The sequence below is a fragment of the Bounagaea algeriensis genome (assembly GCF_054491375.1).
The window spans coordinates 1584906-1602633 of sequence record NZ_CM137102.1 but is presented as its reverse complement, the minus strand read 5'-3'; the positions used below and the strand labels follow the sequence as shown (position 1 = coordinate 1602633).

The window sequence follows — 17728 nt, the reverse complement described above, 5'->3', positions numbered from 1 at the left end:
GACCACGGACGCCGGCGCGCCGGTCACTCCGGTTCCGGCACGTCCCGTCCGGTCTCCCGCATCCACTGCCGGACCTTGACCAGAGCCTGCGCGAACCAGGGCTCCTTCGCCGCGGCGTAGCGCCCGCCATCGGCATCGGCGGCACAGCGCTCGGCCAGCCGGCGCTTCAACGCCGCGTAGTCGGCGCGCTCGTCCGGGAACGCGCGCAGCCACTCCGGCAGCAGCAGCGCGAACCACCACTGCTCGGTGCCCTGCACCGCCACCCGCAGGTGCACCGGGCGCTGCGGATCCGCGGCCACGTGCAGCCGCACGCCCCCGTCGCCGGGCGCCTGCTGGCCCCGGGCGGGCGGATCGGCCGGCGGGAATCCGGCGGCGGCGAGGGGCTCGGCGAGCCGTTGCGCCTGCTCCGGCGAGCCCACTGTCAACTGCAGGTCGAGCACGTCCCGGGCGGGCAGTTCGCCGACCGCGGTGGAACCGACGTGGTCGACGCGCAGCGCGGCCTGCCCCGCGGCTTTCCGCGCGCGGGCCGCCAGGCGCCGGGCCTGCTGCGGCCACGCCGGGTCCGGCTCCACCAACCGCGGCGGGCCGAAAGCCGCGGGGCGACGCAGCCGCACGTCCCGCTCGAACGGCCGCAACCGGTGCGCGTGCACCTCGTCGACAGCGGCTCGGAGCTCCTCGGTGGTGCCCGTGTTGTCCAGCCACACGTCGGCGGCGGCGCGGCGCTGCTCGGTGGTGGCCTGCGCGCGGATGCGCGCCCGCGCGTCGTCGGCGTCCAGACCGCGTTCGACCAGCCGCTGCACACGCGTGCCCTCGGGTGCGTCCACGACGAGCACGAGGTGGTAGTCCGCTTCGGTACCGGCTTCCACCAGCAACGGCATGTCGTGCACCACCACGGCGTCGTCCGGGGCTTCGGCCATCCGCTGCCGGGTCAGTTCGCCGATGCGCGGATGGGTGATCGCGTTGAGATCAGCACGGGCCTCCTCGTCCCGGAACGCCCGGGCGGCCAGCGCCGGGCGGTCCAGCGCCCCGCTGCCGTCGAGGATCTCCTCGCCGAACCGCTGCACGAGCGCGGCGAGCCCGTCGGTGCCCGGGGCGACCACCTCCCGCGCGAGCGCGTCCGCGTCGACGACCACCGCGCCGTGTTCGGCGAGCCGCTGCGCCACCGTCGACTTGCCCGAGCCGATGCCTCCGCTGAGTCCCACGCGCAACACGGCGATCATCCTGCCAGCAGCCCGACGCGCCCCGCACCCCGCACGCAACGGGGCCCGTGTCCGAACCGTTCGGACACGGGCCCCGTGCAACCGTGCGGACCGTCACCCCACCGTGATGCGGAGGCGGTCACGAGCGCTCAGCGGCTCACGCACCGCCGGAGAGCTTCTCCCGCAGCGCGGCCAGCTGGGCGTCGCTGGCCAGCGAACCGGAGGTGTCCTGCTGCTGGCCACCACCGCTCTGCTCCTCGGAGCCCGAGGAGTAGTCGCCGGAGGTCTGCTCCTCCTCGACTTCCTCGGAAGACGAGGTAGCACCGCCGCCCGCGGCCTCGGCGGCCGCCGCCTCGGCGTCGGCCTGGCGGGCCTTGGCCACCTGCGCCATGTGCTTCTCGTACCGGGTGTAGGCCTCCGAGTACTGGCGCTCCCACTCCTCGCGGGCCTTCTCGTAGCCCGGCTTCCACTCGCCGGCCTCCGGGTCGAAGCCCTCGGGGTAGATGTAGTTGCCCTCGTTGTCGTACTCGGCCTCCATGCCGTACAGGCTCGGGTCGAAGTCCGAGTCCGGCACGAAGCCCTCGTTGGCCTGCTTCAGCGACAGCGAGATGCGGCGGCGCTCCAGGTCGATGTCGATGACCTTGATCATCACCTCGTCGCCGACCTGGACGACCTGCTCCGGGATCTCCACGTGCCGCTCGGCCAGCTCGGAGATGTGCACCAGGCCCTCGATGCCCTCGTCGACGCGGACGAACGCGCCGAACGGGACCAGCTTGGTGACGCGCCCGGGGACGATCTGGCCGATCGCGTGGGTCCGCGCGAACTGCCGCCACGGGTCCTCCTGCGTCGCCTTCAGCGACAGCGAGACCCGCTCGCGGTCCATGTCCACGTCGAGCACCTCGACGGTGACCTCCTGGCCGACCTCGACGACCTCGCTCGGGTGATCGATGTGCTTCCAGGAGAGCTCGGAGACGTGCACCAGTCCGTCAACGCCACCGAGGTCCACGAACGCACCGAAGTTGACGATGGAGGACACGACGCCCTTGCGGACCTGGCCCTTCTGCAGCTGGTTGAGGAACTCGCTGCGGACCTCGGACTGGGTCTGCTCGAGCCAGGCGCGGCGGGACAGCACCACGTTGTTGCGGTTCTTGTCCAGCTCGATGATCTTCGCCTCGAGCTCCCGGCCCACGTAGGGCTGCAGGTCCCGCACGCGGCGCATCTCCACCAGCGAAGCGGGCAGGAAGCCGCGCAGGCCGATGTCGAGGATGAGGCCGCCCTTGACGACCTCGATGACGGTGCCGCGCACCGGCTCGTCCTTCTCCTTGAGGTCCTCGATGGTGCCCCAGGCGCGCTCGTACTGGGCGCGCTTCTTGGACAGGATCAGACGGCCTTCCTTGTCCTCCTTCTGCAGAACAAGGGCTTCGATGAAGTCGCCGACGGCAACGACATCAGCGGGATCGACGTCGTGCTTGATCGACAGCTCGCGCGAGGGGATGACGCCCTCGGTCTTGTAGCCGATGTCAAGCAGCACCTCGTCGCGGTCGACCTTGACGATGGTGCCCTCCACGATGTCGCCATCGTTGAAGTATTTGATGGTCTGGTCGACGGCGGCGAGGAAATCCTCCTCCGTCCCGACGTCGTTCACTGCGACCTGAGGGGCCTGGGCGGTAGCAGTCGGGACGGTGGTGGTGTCGATGGGCATCAGGTGGGTTGCTCCGGTACGGATAGGTTGGTCGCTGGTTTACAATTCCTGCTTTGCGCTGGATCTTTCCGCGGTGAACACGGTGCGTGTCCACCCCGCGACGACCAGCGGCTTCCGCGGCCGCAGACCGCGGGATGAACCACTGGAGATTTCCCGCCCGGCGGGTGTCCGACGCAGAAGGAGACCCCAGGGGGATACCGATAAGGATCCGCGAAAGACCCGTGGCGCGGCCGGTATCGTACGCGGTCCCTCGATCGCCGGGCAAACCGCGGTCCACCCGACCACCAGTGGCTCTGCGCATCCACGATACTCCACGGTGACCTGGTACCCACAATCGGTGGAGGACATCGGTGTCAGACCCCCATGAGCGGGCCGCGGAACACGCGCTCGGAACCGTCGGTGTGTCCCAGCGCACCGTCAGCGCGGCCGAATCCCGCACGGCGAACAGGTCGTGGTGGGACGCCGACGCGGACGAGTACCAGGCCGAGCACGGCGGGTTCCTCGGCAGCCGCGACTTCCTCTGGTGCCCGGAGGGCCTCCGCGAGCAGGAGGCCGGCCTGCTCGGCGACATCCGCGGCAAGGGCGTGCTGGAGATCGGGTGCGGTGCGGCCGCGTGTTCGCGGTGGCTGGCCGAGCAGGGCGCGCATCCGGTCGGGATCGACATCTCCGCGGGCATGCTGCGGCACGCCGCGGTCGGCGCGGAGAGCACGGGCACCGCGGTGCCGCTGGTGCAGGCGAGCGCCGACTGCCTGCCGTTCGCCGCGGATTCCTTCGACGTGGCCTGCTCCGCCTTCGGCGGCGTGCCGTTCGTGGCCGACTCCGGCGCGGTGATGCGCGAGGCGGCCCGGGTGCTGCGCCCGCGCGGCCGCTGGGTGTTCGCCGTGACGCACCCGATGCGGTGGATCTTCCCGGACGACCCGGGGCCGATGGGGCTGACGGCGACGCAGTCCTATTTCGACCGCACGCCCTACGTCGAGGTGGACGCCGAGCAACGGCCGACGTACGTGGAGCACCACCGCACCCTCGGCGATTACGTGCGCCAGCTGCACGAGGCCGAGTTCGACCTGCTGGATCTGGTCGAACCGGAGTGGCCCGAGGGCCACACCGGGGTCTGGGGGCAGTGGAGTCCGCTGCGCGGACGGTTGTTCCCGGGCACGGCCATCTTCGTGTGCCGGCGCAAGGACTGAGGTGTTCCCGGTGGCGGGCCGGCACGTGGTGAGGTGGGCCGGCGCAACCGACCGGCCGTCGACGGGAGGGGCATGTCGTTGAGCAGTGCGCGCGAGCTGTGGGAGACCCAGTGCCGGCGGTTCACCGAGCTGGACCGGGCGCTGCCCGACCGGTACCTGCTGCCGGAGGGCGAGCCGCTGCTCGCGCGCACTCCCTCCGGGCAGGACGTGGCGGGCACGGTCACGCGCACCGTCAACGAGCCGGGGTCGTTCCGCAGCCTGTGGCAGGCCCGCGAGGTCTTCGAGCTGCACCCCCTCGTCGGTCGCCTCCCGCAGGAGGGGGTGGACACGCTGCTGCGTGCCTGGCGGGCCCGCCTGTCCGAGCGCGAGCACATCGATCCGGACTCGGCGTGCGTCATCGCGTGGCCCAGCCGGGACGTCGCGGCGACCAGGGCTTTCCTCGACCACGGGTGCATCCCGCTGACGCAGGTGGCGATCCGCGCCACGGACCCCGCACGAGATGCGGAACCAAGTGGTACCGTAAAAATGCGTCGGGCGGGCCTGGCCGATCTCGACGCCGTGGTCGAGCTCGGGCTCACCGAACTCGCCTACGCCGCGCTGGTCGGCGCCTCGGTGTACCGGCCGAACGCCCCGCACCTGAAGCGGGTCGCCGCGCAGATGAGGTTGCGCTCGCCCGACCCCGTCTGGCTCGCGGAGCGGGAGGACGGCACACCGCTGGCGCTCGCCGAGTGCGGCTGGGTCGACGCCGCCACCTCGCCCGCGGGCAACCGGCTGCGCCCGGGCACCTGGGGCTACGTCAACTGCGTGGCGGTGCACGAGACGGCGCGGGAGACCGGCATCGGCCGCGGGCTGATGGCCTTGGCACACGCGGAATTCGCCCGCGCCGGGGCCGTCGGCAGCTTTCTGCACTACAACCCAGCCAATCCGCTGTCCTCGGTGTTCTGGCCCCGGCAGGGGTACCGGCCACTGTGGACGCTGTGGGAGGTGCGCCCGGCTTCCGCGTTGCGGTGACCACGCGCGGCCGGCACACCTGGGAAAGGAGCCGGCGTGGAAATCATCGCGGAGGGGGTCGAGGTCGTCGGGGCGCACGGCCCGCTGCTCGCCCCCACCTCGCTGCGCGTGCGGGACGGAGAGCCGCTGCTGATCACGGGCGAGGACGCCACCGCGCGCACCGCACTCGCCCTCGCGCTGTCCGGGCGGATCAAACCCACCCGGGGAACCGTGCGCCTGGGCGGGGCCCTCGACGCCCGCGCGCTGCGCCGCCGAACGGGGATCGTGGACGCCCCCGGAATCACCGCACCCGAACAGGCGGTGTCCGTCCGGCAGGTCACCGCCGAAGGGCTCAGCCTCGCCGGCCGCAAGTCCGGACGCAGAGCCGTCCGCGCCCGACTCGCCGAACACGGGCTGAGCGGACACGCCGAGCAGCGCTTCGAGAACCTGCCCGCCGCGCACCGCACGCGACTGCTCGCCGAACTCGCCCGCACCGGGAGCGGCACCCGCGCGCTCCTCTTCGACGCGCCCGACCGGCACGGCGGCCCGCCCGAGCACTGGCACGAGCTCGCCCGCGAAACGGCCGCGCACGGGCTGGCCACCGCGGTGCTGTGCAGCCCGCACTCCGCGGAGAAGCTCGACGCTCCGACGGCGCTGCTCGGCGCCGACAACCGAACCACCACACCGTCCACTTCGGAAACCGCGGAAGGCACCGAATGAGCACGTTACGCATCGCAGCGACCGAACTGCGGCGGCTGACCTCGGGCAAGCTCCCCAAAATCGCCCTGGTGGCGGTCACGCTCGTGCCCCTGCTGTACGGCGCGTTGTACATCTACGCCAACTGGGACCCGTACGGACGCCTGGACAGCGTGCCCGCGGCGGTCGTCATCGACGACACCGGCGCGCAGCGCGACGACGGCAGCCGGTTGCAGGCCGGGCAGAAGGTCCACGACGAGCTCGACTCCTCCGGCATGTTCCAGTGGGAGAAGACCACCGAGCAGCAGGCGCGCGACGGCGTCGCGAACGGCGACTACTCGTTCGCCCTGGTCGTGCCGCGCGACTTCTCCGCGGCACTGCTCTCACCCGGCGACTTCGAACCGCGCCAAGCCCAGCTCGGCGTGCTCACCAACGACGCCAACAACTACCTCGTCGGCACCATCGCCGACCGCGTCGCCTCCGAGGTGCAGCGCGCCGTCGCCACCGACGCGGGCAGCGAAGCCGCCGACCAGCTGCTCATGGGCTTCGGCACCGTGCACGACAAGACCGCCCAGGCCGCCGACGGCGCGGGCCGGCTCGCCGACGGCGCGGGCCAGCTCGACAGCGGCATCGACCGGGCGCGCCAGGGCAGCGGGCAGCTCTCCAGCGGTGCGCACGAACTGCTCGACGGGCAGCAGCAGCTCGCCGACGGCACCGACCAGCTCGCCGACGGCAGCGCCGAACTGCGTACCGGCCTCGGGCAACTGACCGAGCGCACCGGGGAACTGCCGCAGCAGACCCAGCAGCTCGCCGACGGATCGGCGCGGGTCGCCGAGGGCAACGAGGAACTCGCCTCGCGCGCCGAAGAACTCGGCGCCGTGTCGCAGCAGCTCGCCGCGCACACCGACGACGTGCAGCAGCGCACGGCGGAAACGCTGCACGACGCCGGCGTGGACGAGGAACAGGTCCAGCGCATCATCGCCGATCTCGACGACAACCCCGTCTCCAACGCCAACGACCGGGTGCAGCAGCAGATCTCCCGGATCCGCGCGCTCGCCGACGGCGCCCAGCAGGTCGCCGACGGCAACCAGGCCCTGGCCGAGGCCGCACCGCAGATGACCGACGCCATCCAGCAGGCGCACCAGGGCGCGGGTCGGCTCGCCGACGGGGCCGAAGAACTGCAACAGGGCCAGCACGAGGCGCTGTCCGGAACGCGGGAACTCACCTCCGGCGCGGACCAGCTGCACGACGGCACCGGCCAACTGGCCGCCGGCTCCGACCGCCTCGTCGACGGTTCCGACGAGCTGGCCGCGCAGTTGCGTTCCGGCCTCGGCGACATCCCCAACCCCGACGCGCAGACCCGCACCGCCACGGCGGACACGATCGGCGACCCGGTCAGCATCGGCAAGGCCTCCCAGGCCGACGCGGGCACCTACGGCGCCGGACTCGCCCCGTACTTCCTCGGGCTGGCGCTGTGGATCGGCGGGTTCGTGCTGTTCTTGCTGATGCGTCCGCTCTCGCAGCGCGCCCTCGCCGCAGGCACCGCGTCCTGGCGCGTCGCGCTCGGCGGCTGGTTGCCGGCGGCGGCCGTCGGCGCGGTGCAGGCGGTGCTGCTGTACCTCGTCGTGGTCCACGGGATCGGAGTCACCCCCGCGCATCCCGGGTGGACACTCGGTTTCCTGCTGCTGACGTCGTTCGCGTTCACCGCGGTGGTGCACGCGCTCAACGCGGCCTTCGGCCCCAAGGGCAAGTTCATCGCCCTGGTGGTCCTCGTGCTGCAACTGGTCACCGCGGGCGGCACGTTCCCCTGGCAAACCACGCCCGAGCTCCTGCACCCGCTGCACAAGGTGCTGCCGCTGAGCTACGTCGTCGACGCGCTGCGGCACCTGCTCTACGGCGGCACGCTGGCCGATGCGGGCACCGCCGCGCTCGTGCTCGGCGGCTACCTCGTCGCCGGACTGGTGCTGAGCTGCATCGCCGCCTGGCGGCAGCGCGTGTGGACGCCGCAGCGGCTCAAACCCGAACTGGCCCTTTGAGCTGGCCCGCGACGGGCCGTGACCCCGGGCGGCACGATCGTCCGGCCGGGGCCGCGGCCGCCGACGGCCCGCACGCGGACCGTTCTGCTGCTGTCGCGTCGGCCGCTACGCCGGCTCGTCGTAGCGGGCGATCTCGAGGAGGTTGCCGTCCGGATCACGCACGTACAACGACGTGATGACACCGCGCGCACCGATGCGGCTGACCGGTCCTTCCTCGATGCGCACGTCGTTGTTGCGCAGGTGCTCCTGCACTTCGCTGAGCGCGTTGGCGGTGATGAAGCACAGGTTCGCCGATCCCGGCACGGGGTGCGTCGCCGTCGGCGACACCAACTCGTTGGCCGCGTGCAGCTTGATGGTCTGCGCACCGAAGCTCACGCCTTGCCGGCCCTCCGGGAAGCTTACCGGCGTCATCCCGAGCATCCGCTCGTAGAACTCGATCGCCCGATCGACATCCGCGACGGTGAGGACCAGATGGTCCACTCTGTCGATACTGATCATGATCCTCCTCCGCGGGTCGCCTGGCAGGGTATCCGGCCTCGCCCGGAGCGAGTGAGGCGGTCCGCGGTTGCCGAGGCGCCGCTCGTGCGCAGGCGCGCAGAACCGCGATGTCGCACGAGCGGCGCGCAGGGCGCAGGCGCAGGCGCGCAGGCGCAGGCGCTCAGTGCGCGGCGCTGTCCCAGGAACGTCCCACGCCGACGGAGACCTCCAGCGGCACGTCCAACTCGTAGGCCGCGGACATCTTCTCCCGCACGAGCCGTTCGACGTCCTCCCGCTCGCCCTCGGCGAGCTCGATGATGAGCTCGTCGTGCACCTGCAGCAGCATCCGCGAGCGGAACCCGCCCGCTGCCAACGCGCGGTGCACTCCCAGCATCGCCACCTTGATGATGTCGGCGGCGCTGCCCTGGATGGGCGCGTTCAGCGCCATGCGCTCGGCCATCTCCCGCCGCTGGCGGTTGTCACTGAGCAGGTCCGGCAAGTACCGGCGCCGCCCGAGGATCGTCGAGGTGTAGCCGTCCCCGCGCGCCTGGTCGACGACCTCCTGCAGGTAGTCCCGCACCCGGCCGAACCGAGCGAAGTAGGCGTCCATGTGCTCGCGCGCCTCCTCGGCGGAGATGCGCAGCTGCTGGCTCAGCCCGTAGGCCGACAGCCCGTAGGCCAGCCCGTAGGACATGGCCTTGACCCGGCGGCGCAGTTCCTGGTCCACCGCATCCACCGGCACGCCGAAGGCCTGCGCGGCCACGAAGTCGTGCAGGTCCTCACCGGACCGGAAGGCTTCGATCAGCCTGCTGTCGCCGGACAGGTGCGCCATGATCCGCATTTCGATCTGGCTGTAGTCCGCGGTCATCAGCTCCGCATAGCCCTCGCCGACGACGAAGGCCTCGCGGATCCGCCGCCCCTCCTCGGTGCGGATCGGGATGTTCTGCAGGTTCGGCTCGGTCGAGGACAGCCGCCCGGTGGCCGCGATCGTCTGGTTCAGCGTGGTGTGGATCCGGCCGTCGTCGGCGACCTCCTTGACCAATCCGTCCACAGTGGTCTTCAAACGCGCGGCGTCGCGATGCTCCAGCAGGTGCTGCAGGAACGGGTGCTCGGTCTTCTCGTACAGCGTCTGCAGCGCCTCGGCATCGGTGGTGTAGCCGGTTTTGGTGCGCTTCGTCTTCGGCATGGCCAGCTTGTCGAACAGCACCGTCTGCAGCTGCTTCGGCGAGCCGAGGTTGACCGGCCCCATCTCGGCACCGGCCTCGTCGAGCACCCGGTGCGCGTCCTGCTCCGCCTGCTTCACCCGCGCGGCGAAGTCACCGCTGAGTTCGGCCAGCTGCGCGGTGTCCACCGCGATGCCGGCCTCCTCCAGCTCCCCGAGGACCAGCAGCAACGGCAGCTCCAGGTCGGTGAGCAGCCCGCGCGACTCCATCCGGTCGAGCTCGGTGTCCAGGACGTCCGCCAGCTCGGCGATCGCCCGCGCCCGCACGATCTCGCCGGCGGCGATCCGCTCGCGCTCCTGCTCGCCGTCCTCCAGCAGCGACATCTGGCCGTCCCCGCCGGAGTCGTCCGAACGCAGCTCGCGCTGCAGGTGGCGCACCACGAGGTCGGACAGCGCGAAGGACCGCTGGCCCGGCCGCACCAGGTAGGCCGCCAGGGCCGTGTCGCTGCTCAGGCCGGCGAGGCTCCACCCGCGGTGGCGGATCGCGTGCAGCGGGCCCTTGACGTCGTGACCGGCCTTGAACGCCTCGGGATCGGCCAGCCACCGCGCCAGCGCCGCGTCGTCGTCCTCGGTCAGCTCAGCGACGTCGATGTACACGCCCGCGCCCTCAGCAGTGGACAGCGCGATGCTCTGCAGATCACCGCCGTGGCTGCTCCACCGGCCGGTGCAGGCCAGCCCGAGGCGGCTGCCCGCCGGGGCGTTGCGGGCCAGCCAGTCGGCCAGCGCGCCCGGCTGCAGCACGCCACCGGAAACGTCGAAACCGGCATCCACTTCGGGTTCGGTGGTGGACAGCGAGGCGAACAGGCGATCGCGCAGCACTCGGAACTCCAGGTCGTCGAACACCCGGTGCACCGCGTCCCGATCCCACTGCTGCATCTCGAGCTGCTCCGGCGTCGCCTCCAGCGGAACGTCGCGGACCAGCTCGGTGAGCCGGCGGTTGGTCAGCACCTGCGAGACGTGGTCGCGCAGCGCGGCACCGGCCTTGCCCTTGACCTCGTCGGCGCGGTCGACCAGCCCGCCCAGCGAGCCGAACTCGCGGATCCACTTGGTCGCCGTCTTCTCCCCCACCCCGTCGATCTTGGGCAGGTTGTCCGAGGGGTCGCCCCGCAGGGCCGCGAAGTCCGGGTACTGCTGGGGGGTGAGACCGTACTTCTCCTCCACCGCCTCCGGGGTGAACCGCGTGAGTTCCGACACGCCCCTGGTGGGGAAGAGCACGGTGACGGTGTTGGTGACCAGTTGCAGCGAGTCGCGGTCGCCGGTGCAGATCGACACGGCGAAGCCCTGCTGCTGCGCCTGCGTGGCCAGCGTGGCGATCACGTCGTCGGCTTCGTAACCCTCCCGGCTGAGCACCGGGATGTGCAGGGCGCCGAGGATCTCCTGGATGAGGCTGACCTGCCCGCGGAACTCGTCCGGTGTCTCGCTGCGGTTGGCCTTGTACTGCGGGAAAGCTTCGTTGCGGAACGTCTGGCGGGAGACGTCGAAGGCAACAGCGAGATGTGTAGGTTGTTCATCGCGAAGAAGGTTGATCAGCATCGACGTGAAGCCGTACACGGCGTTCGTGTGCTGGCCCGTCGCCGTCCGGAAGTTCTCCCTCGGCAGGGCGTAGAACGCGCGGTAGGCCATCGAGTGGCCGTCGATGAGCAAGAGCCGTCGCTCGCCGGAGTCCATCACGCGGTGAGTCTAGGCTGAACGTCCGACGGTGCGTGAACAGGTGCGAAGGAGGAGCCAACGTGCGCGATACGACCTCGGAGGAAGTCATGCCCAGCGAAGGAGCTTCGCTCAACCAGGTGCTGGCCGCCGCGGAGGAGCAGCTGAGCGATCGCCTGGGCATCGAGCTCACCGAGTGGTCACCCGAACGTGTGGTGGGAACCATGCCCGTGGCGGGGAACCGCCAGCCGTACGGACTGCTGCACGGCGGGGCCAACGCGGCGCTCGCGGAATCCCTCGGATCGATCGCGGCGGCCCTGCACGCCGGCAACGAGCGGGTCGCCGTCGGGTTGGAGCTGTCCTGCACCCACCACCGCGCGGCCACGGAAGGCAAGGTCACCGGTGTGGCCACCCCGGTGCACCGCGGACGGCGCACGGCGACCTACGAGATCGACATCGTCGACGAGAACGACCGCCGCACCTGCACGGCGCGGCTGACGTGCATCCTCCGCGACGCGCCACCCGCGTGACCGCAGGCGGCACCGGCGGCCGCGCACGGCGCCGCCCTCGACGGCAGCGCCGGCGCGGCCCGCGGGCGATCGCGGCGCCCGCGTCCGCGGTCCTCACTCCTGCGGCAGGTTGTCCAGCACCGCCTGGGCGACCGCCTTCATCGTGGTGCGCCGGTCCATGGCCGTGCGCTGCAACCAGCGGAACGATTCGGGTTCGCTCATGTCGTGGTTCGTCATGAGCAGCCCCTTGGCGCGCTCGATCGTCTTGCGCGCCTCCAGCCGCTCGTTGAGGTCGGCGACCTCCGACTCCAGCGCCTGGACCTCGGTGAACCGGGACACGGCCAGTTCGATGGCCGGCACCACGTCGCGCTTGGCGAACGGTTTGACCAGGTACGCCATCGCACCCGCGTCGCGGGCGCGCTCGACGAGGTCGCGCTGGCTGAAGGCGGTGAGGATCACCACCGGGGCGATCCGCTCCCCCGCGATGTTGGACGCCGCCTCGATGCCGTCCATCTTCGGCATCTTCACGTCGAGAATCACCAGGTCGGGGCGCAGCTGATCGGCCTGTCGCACCGCTTCTTGTCCATCGCCGACCTCACCGACGACCTCGTAGCCTTCCTCGCGGAGCATCTCCACCAGATCAAGCCTGATCAACGCCTCGTCCTCGGCGATGAGGACGCGGCGTTGCGCGGCCTGGTCCTCCTGTGGCTGGTCGGCAGCCGGCGTCGTCACCGGATTCCTCCTGGTCGGTCTCGCTGGTCGGTCCTCGGGACTCCCCGATGTGTTATCAGCACCGGAAACCGCAGCTTACCGTGCCTGCCCCAGCGTTGACCCGGACCGTGCACGTGACCGCAACGACATCGAACGCACGCGCGGCTCTGCGCGGATCGCCGCACGTCCGGATTGCTCCACGTCCGGATCGCCCCCGCTCAGCGAAGGTGATCATGGGTGTCGTACGATACCACCAGCGCCAGCCCACGTAGCCCAAATGGCAGAGGCAGCGGACTCAAAATCCGTACAGTGTCAGTTCGAATCTGACCGTGGGCACCCTTCTCACCTGCGAAAAAACGGGTCGCAGAGATCGCTTCGAAGGCACTGCAACCGGCCTCATCCCTCCCAACGGAACCCCGCTCGCCCTCGCCCGTGCGGGGTGGACGCCGCGTCGAGCGCGTCCGCCGAGCGACTCGACACAGACCCCCGAGCGTGTCGGCCACCTCGCGCGGGTGAACCCGCCCCTCGAGCATCTTCGAACTGGCACTGGGCGGATTTTGAGTCCGCTGCCTCCGCCACGGCTCTGACCTGCAGCAACTCCTTGAGCACATCGATGGAGACATTAGCGGCCCACTCGCCGATCGCGGCAAACGAGCGGGCTCCAAAGATCACCGCACACACAGCCACCGCGAGCACCGCCGACGGGAAAAACCGCAGACTGAAGTGTTCCCGCTTGAGCGGACACTTCAGGGTTCACCGCTCACTGAGCTGAGCGTTGCCTGCTGCACCCGGCCACCGGGGCGCCTGAGATGCGCGGGATGGCCGTGCAGGCACGTGGGGTTGAACCCGCACGACCTTGACCAAGCCAGTACCCGGGTAGCCGGCCCAGCCCGCTCGAAGGATAACCGTCACCATCACGAGCCAAACCACCCTGCGAGGCCGTGTCGCGACCACGACCGCTCTCCCGAACGCCCGGAGCTCGAACGAGGGGCGCGGTGCGGACGGAGCGCCGAGGACACGACCGGTTTGGGACTTTCGCCTCGACCGCTGGATGTCCCCGTCTGGTTGTCTGAGGACCGAAGCAAGGGGGTGGTCGCATGCTCCGCAGCCGTCACGAGGTGCGCATGGCCTCGCAGGTTCCTCGTTCCGGAGAGGCGCCGAGCAGTGCAGGGGTTCGCGGTCTCGACCGCGTCGACCTGCACCAGCGGTCCCAGTGCGTGCAGGCACACCTGGCCGAGCTTCGCGCCCCGCTGACCGGGATCGAGCTCACGACCCGGGACCACGCCGTGCTGACGTGGCTTGCCGACCAGGACCTCAGTACTGTGGAGGCGGTCGTGAGCCTGCTGGTCCGCGCTCGCAGCTGCGGACACCAGGACCAGCGCTGAACGCGGCCGGCCGGACGGGTCCCGTCGACCGCTGAGGGCGGGGTGGCCGTATCGTGCCAGCGGCGAGGGTGTCGTGGGAGTCGGTGTGCGAGCAGGCTGCGGGGCCGGTAGCCGTGCTCGACCTCCAGGGGCGGTACCTGTACGCCAACCAGGCCTTTTGCCGTCTGGTCGGTTTCGATCACGCGACCCTGCTGCAGCACCGGCAGGAGCAGCTGACGCACCCGGACGACCGGGAGGCCGACCGGGCCGCCCTGGAGGTGATGCTCGCCTCCGGAGTCACGAGCACGCGGGTGGACACGCGCTTCGTGCGCTCCGACAGCACCGTGCTGCGCGTGCGGGGTTTCCTGTCGCTCATCGCCAGCTCCACCGGGCGTCCGGATGTGCTGCTCACGCAGATCCACGAGATCATCGAGGGTGAGCAGCCGGAGCGCGACTGGCGTGCGGCGTTCGTCCGCGCTCCGGTCGGCATGGCCGTGCTGGACCTGGACGGGCACTGGACCGACGTCAATGACGCGCTGTGCGAGCTGCTCGGCTACTCGCAGGAGGAGCTGCTGACGGCCTCCGCTGCCGATCTGACCTTTCCGGACGACAATCCGCCGGGAACGGTGGTGCGACCGCTGGTGGACGGCCACGAGGACCGCGTGGTGTTGGAGCGCCGCTACCGGCACCGGGATGGGCGAGTCCTGTGGATGCTCGTCCGCGTGGCCCTTGTACGCGGCGGACCCGACGAGGAACCTGCCTACCTCATCAGCCAGTACGAAGAGATCGATGCGCGCCTGCAGGAGAACTCGCGCTGGATATACCTGAGCCTGCACGATCCGCTCACCGGGCTGGCCAGCCGCGCGCTGCTGCTCGACCGCCTCAGCAGCACGCTCACCGCGCTGCCGCAGCACGGGAGCGTGCTGGCGGTGCTCATGGTCGATCTGGACGGGTTGAAACCCGTCAACGACCACTACGGACACCTCACCGGCGATCAGCTGTTGGTGGCGGCCGCCGAGGAACTGCTCCGCACCGTCCGCGCCGGGGACACCGTCGGCCGCCTCGGTGGGGACGAATTCGTCGTGCTCAGCACGGTCACCGACCAGGAAGCAGCCGACAGGCTGCGCCTGCGCATCGCACGGCAGCTGCACCACGCCCACATCGAAGTTCCCGACGGGCGCATCGTCGTCCGCGCCAGCGTCGGGCTCGCCACCACTGAGGACTCCGACACGGACCCCGAAACGTTGCTGCACACCGCCGACATGGACATGTACCGCCGCAAACGCCAGCAGCGGTAGCTCCCGCCCGCGGTGCTGGCGCTTCGGTTGAGGAGCGGGACCATGCTGGCGAGGATTCGCCAAGCACCGGGCAGCCTGAGGGCCGATACTGCAACAGGTGACTTTGCTGCGACGCGGGCGAATTTCCCTTCTGGGACGCGTCTACGTGGTGGTTGCGGTTCTGGTCGTGCTGCTGGGCATCGTCGCCGTGGGTACGGCCTTCTTCCGCCAGCGGGCCGACACCGCCAGCACCAAGCTGACCACCGAGACCGTTCCCACGCAGACAGCGACCAGCGACCTGACCGCGGCCTACACCGACCAGGCCAGCGCAGTGCGCGGGTTCCTGGCAGACCGCAACCCCGTGTTCCTCGGCGTGTACGCGGACAGCAAGGGTGAGGCCGAACGCCTGCAAGCAAACCTCGATCGACAGCTGGCCGACCACCGAGCTGCGAGGAGCCTGTTGACCGAGGTTCGCCAGGCGGCTCAGGAATGGCGCACGCAATCCGTCGAGCCGGAAATCGCAGAAGCGGACGATCAGAGCCCCCCGAACCTCCCCTCGGAGCCGTCGCCCGACAAGCAGCGCTTCGACACGGTGCGGGACAAGCTGGCCGCTCTGCAGAACCACGTCAACGAGATTGCGGCGTCACAACAAGCAGAGGCCGGAGCAGCTCGCAGGGCTGCAAACTGGCTCACCGCCGCCACCGTCCTGACCAGCCTCGTTGCCGCGACTGGTGCCCTTCTCTTCCTGCGCCGGTCACTCATCCACCCGCTGCGCACCCTCGTCTCCCAGGTCAACCAGGTGGCCGCGGGCAATCTCGACCGGCCCGTCGGGGACGTGGGACCGTCCGAGCTGAGCATGGTCGCGCGTGCGGTGGAGGCCATGCGCGGACGGATCCTGGAGGAAACTCAGCGCAGAGAGCAAGTGCAGGAGAACTTGGCTCGCCACGAGGCGGCGGAGCGCGAGCGGGCCGAGCAGGACTACTCCACCGTGGTGGCCGCGCTCGATGAGGGCGTCGTCGTAGTCGATCCGGCAGGGATGATCGAGTCGGCCAATCCCGCAGCCCAGAGCATCTTCGGGGTTTCCGAGAACGAAATCGTCGGCTCCTCCGCCGGGGCTTGGGCGTTGTTCGACGAGTCCGGGCAGGCGCTGGGCCCGAAGGAACATCTGGCGATGCCGACCCAGCACACCGGCCAGCCGCAACCTGCCCGCGTGCTGCACTTGGCGCGCAGCACCGGACCCGGCGTGTGGCTCTCAGCCACCTCCGTTGCGCTGCACCCGCAGGAGCAGCCGCCACACACCGTCGTCGTGTCGTTCACCGACATCACCGAGAGCCGAGCCGCCCGGCAGCGCCTGGAGTACGAAGCCACGCATGACCCGTTGACCGGGCTGGCCAACCGTACCCTGGTGCTGCAGCACTGCGACGAGCGTTCACGCATGCATCCGATGGCCGTGCTGTACCTGGACCTGGGCAATTTCAAACGCATCAACGACTCGCTCGGTCACGCTGTCGGCGACGACGTGCTGCGCCTCGTCGGCCACCGGCTGGTGCAAGCCACCACCGCCGACACCGTGGTCGGTCGTCTCGGCGGCGATGAGTTTGTGCTCCTGACCGCCGAGGGCGATCACACCCTCCTCGCCGAGCTCGGCCAGCACCTCCTCGAAGTGCTCAGCCAGCCGCTGCAGGTACAAGCCAGGCAACTGCACGTTCAAGGGAATCTCGGGATCGCGATCTCCACACCCGACGATGCTCGAACGGGGGAAGACCTGCTGCGCGATGCCGACGTGGCTCTGTACCGAGCCAAGAGCCGCGGCGGGCGATACGCGTTCTTCGACGTGCAGCTCCGCGAACGCGTGCAGCGACACATGGCTCTGGAACAAGACCTCCGCCGAGCCATCGCCCACGATCAACTCTGGGTGGCCTACCAACCCGTCGTCGAGCTGTCCACCGGTCGCACCGTCGCCGTGGAAGGCCTGCTGCGGTGGACGCACCCGGAGCACGGCGCCGTCTCGCCCGGCGAATTCATCCCGATCGCCGAGGAAAGCGAGCTGATCCACCCCATCGGCGCGCACATGCTGCACACGGCCGCCCATCAACTCGCCGCCGAACGCGAGCGGCACGAGCTCGACGTGCGCCTCAACGCCAACCTCTCCCCTCGCCAGCTCGACGACCCCCACCTGCAGACCGTGATCCAACAAGCCCTGGACGTCGCCAGTCTGCCTGCCACAGCCCTGTGCCTGGAGATCACCGAAGAAGCCATCATGCGGGACCCCGCTGAAGCTGCCCACGTGCTGCGCAGACTGCACGCGCTGGGGGTGTGGCTCGCCATCGATGACTTCGGCACCGGCTACTCCTCACTGGCCCAGCTGCGGCACCTGCCGCTGGACATCCTCAAAATCGACCGGTCCTTCCTCACCGATCTCGGCACCTCCCCCGACCTGGAGGCCATCGTCACCAGCATCATCGCCATGGCCCACGCCCTCGGCCTCACCGTCGTCGCCGAGGGCGTCGAAACACCCACCCAACTGCACCTGCTCACCCATCTCGGCTGCGACAAAGGCCAGGGGTACCACTTCGGCAAACCCGTTCCCATCGACGAACTCGGCACCCCGCATCGCTTTCCCCGTCCCGGCTGCTGACAGCCGACTCCACCTGTTGCGGGATCGCGGTGGAAGCAGTCCCCGGCGCGAGATCAGGTATGTACAGCTGTAC

The 17728-nt window shown here is 70.2% G+C and carries 13 protein-coding genes and 1 tRNA gene; 9 read left to right on the top strand and 5 right to left on the bottom strand.

Annotated elements, in window-relative coordinates; all coding sequences use genetic code 11:
- Nucleotides 1-23 precede the first annotated feature (23 nt).
- The gene (gene coaE / locus ACVGV2_RS07300) at nt 24-1211 is read right to left on the bottom strand and encodes a dephospho-CoA kinase (RefSeq protein WP_459165286.1); all 1188 of its coding nucleotides are present in this window, start codon (nt 1209-1211) and stop codon (nt 24-26) included.
- A 145-nt stretch (nt 1212-1356) separates the two neighbouring features.
- A complete protein-coding gene (rpsA, locus tag ACVGV2_RS07295; RefSeq protein WP_459165285.1) occupies nt 1357-2901 on the bottom strand; it encodes a 30S ribosomal protein S1 in 1545 nt (514 codons plus the stop codon).
- A 350-nt stretch (nt 2902-3251) separates the two neighbouring features.
- Here rpsA and ACVGV2_RS07290 point away from each other — a divergent pair, with 350 nt between their 5' ends.
- The 4 genes from ACVGV2_RS07290 (at nt 3252) to ACVGV2_RS07275 (ending at nt 7810) form a co-directional block, all read left to right on the top strand.
- Nucleotides 3252-4088 carry a class I SAM-dependent methyltransferase gene (locus ACVGV2_RS07290; protein WP_459165284.1) on the top strand — a complete coding sequence of 279 codons (837 nt, stop codon included), beginning with the start codon at nt 3252-3254 and terminating at the stop codon, nt 4086-4088.
- 72 nt (nt 4089-4160) lie between these two features.
- Nucleotides 4161-5099 (top strand): GNAT family N-acetyltransferase, encoded by a 939-nt coding sequence (locus tag ACVGV2_RS07285; protein WP_459165283.1) that lies wholly within the window; start codon nt 4161-4163, stop codon nt 5097-5099.
- 36 nt (nt 5100-5135) lie between these two features.
- Complete coding sequence (locus ACVGV2_RS07280) at nt 5136-5798, top strand: P-loop NTPase family protein (RefSeq protein ID WP_459165282.1); 663 nt, start codon at nt 5136-5138, stop codon at nt 5796-5798.
- The gene (locus tag ACVGV2_RS07275) at nt 5795-7810 is read left to right on the top strand and encodes a YhgE/Pip family protein (RefSeq protein ID WP_459165281.1); all 2016 of its coding nucleotides are present in this window, start codon (nt 5795-5797) and stop codon (nt 7808-7810) included. The genes ACVGV2_RS07280 and ACVGV2_RS07275 overlap by 4 nt, the downstream gene beginning before the upstream one ends.
- A gap of 105 nt (nt 7811-7915) precedes the next feature.
- Here ACVGV2_RS07275 and ACVGV2_RS07270 read toward each other — a convergent pair whose 3' ends face one another.
- Both ACVGV2_RS07270 and polA read right to left on the bottom strand, forming a co-directional pair.
- The gene (locus ACVGV2_RS07270) at nt 7916-8308 is read right to left on the bottom strand and encodes a VOC family protein (RefSeq protein ID WP_459165280.1); all 393 of its coding nucleotides are present in this window, start codon (nt 8306-8308) and stop codon (nt 7916-7918) included.
- Between the two features lie 160 nt (nt 8309-8468).
- Nucleotides 8469-11177, bottom strand: a complete 2709-nt coding sequence (gene polA, locus ACVGV2_RS07265) for a DNA polymerase I (protein ID WP_459165908.1) — start codon at nt 11175-11177, stop codon at nt 8469-8471.
- A gap of 89 nt (nt 11178-11266) precedes the next feature.
- Between polA and ACVGV2_RS07260 the strand changes: the two genes are divergently transcribed.
- Nucleotides 11267-11686 (top strand): PaaI family thioesterase, encoded by a 420-nt coding sequence (locus ACVGV2_RS07260; protein WP_459165907.1) that lies wholly within the window; start codon nt 11267-11269, stop codon nt 11684-11686.
- A 93-nt stretch (nt 11687-11779) separates the two neighbouring features.
- On the opposite strand, the gene ACVGV2_RS07255 is transcribed toward ACVGV2_RS07260, so the two are convergent.
- On the bottom strand, nt 11780-12397 hold the full coding sequence (locus ACVGV2_RS07255) for an ANTAR domain-containing response regulator (protein WP_459165279.1): 618 nt from the start codon (nt 12395-12397) through the stop codon (nt 11780-11782).
- A 241-nt stretch (nt 12398-12638) separates the two neighbouring features.
- Here ACVGV2_RS07255 and ACVGV2_RS07250 point away from each other — a divergent pair.
- The 4 genes from ACVGV2_RS07250 (at nt 12639) to ACVGV2_RS07235 (ending at nt 17655) form a co-directional block, all read left to right on the top strand.
- Nucleotides 12639-12712: transfer RNA gene (locus tag ACVGV2_RS07250), tRNA-Leu, on the top strand.
- 761 nt (nt 12713-13473) lie between these two features.
- A complete protein-coding gene (locus ACVGV2_RS07245; protein ID WP_459165278.1) occupies nt 13474-13761 on the top strand; it encodes a hypothetical protein in 288 nt (95 codons plus the stop codon).
- A gap of 53 nt (nt 13762-13814) precedes the next feature.
- The gene (locus ACVGV2_RS07240) at nt 13815-15038 is read left to right on the top strand and encodes a diguanylate cyclase domain-containing protein (protein WP_459165277.1); all 1224 of its coding nucleotides are present in this window, start codon (nt 13815-13817) and stop codon (nt 15036-15038) included.
- Between the two features lie 103 nt (nt 15039-15141).
- Nucleotides 15142-17655, top strand: coding sequence for an EAL domain-containing protein (locus ACVGV2_RS07235; RefSeq protein ID WP_459165276.1), 2514 nt, complete (start codon nt 15142-15144; stop codon nt 17653-17655).
- Nucleotides 17656-17728 lie beyond the last annotated feature (73 nt).

What these genes read in the sequence shown, in the direction of transcription:
- rpsA (WP_459165285.1), bottom strand. Translation starts at nt 2,901, where the DNA reads ATGCCCATCGACACCACCACCGTCCCGACTGCTACCGCCCAGGCCCCT.
- ACVGV2_RS07285 (WP_459165283.1), top strand. Translation starts at nt 4,161, where the DNA reads ATGTCGTTGAGCAGTGCGCGCGAGCTGTGGGAGACCCAGTGCCGGCGG.
- ACVGV2_RS07275 (WP_459165281.1), top strand. Translation starts at nt 5,795, where the DNA reads ATGAGCACGTTACGCATCGCAGCGACCGAACTGCGGCGGCTGACCTCG.
- ACVGV2_RS07270 (WP_459165280.1), bottom strand. Translation starts at nt 8,308, where the DNA reads ATGATCAGTATCGACAGAGTGGACCATCTGGTCCTCACCGTCGCGGAT.
- polA (WP_459165908.1), bottom strand. Translation starts at nt 11,177, where the DNA reads ATGGACTCCGGCGAGCGACGGCTCTTGCTCATCGACGGCCACTCGATG.
- ACVGV2_RS07260 (WP_459165907.1), top strand. Translation starts at nt 11,267, where the DNA reads ATGCCCAGCGAAGGAGCTTCGCTCAACCAGGTGCTGGCCGCCGCGGAG.
- ACVGV2_RS07245 (WP_459165278.1), top strand. Translation starts at nt 13,474, where the DNA reads ATGCTCCGCAGCCGTCACGAGGTGCGCATGGCCTCGCAGGTTCCTCGT.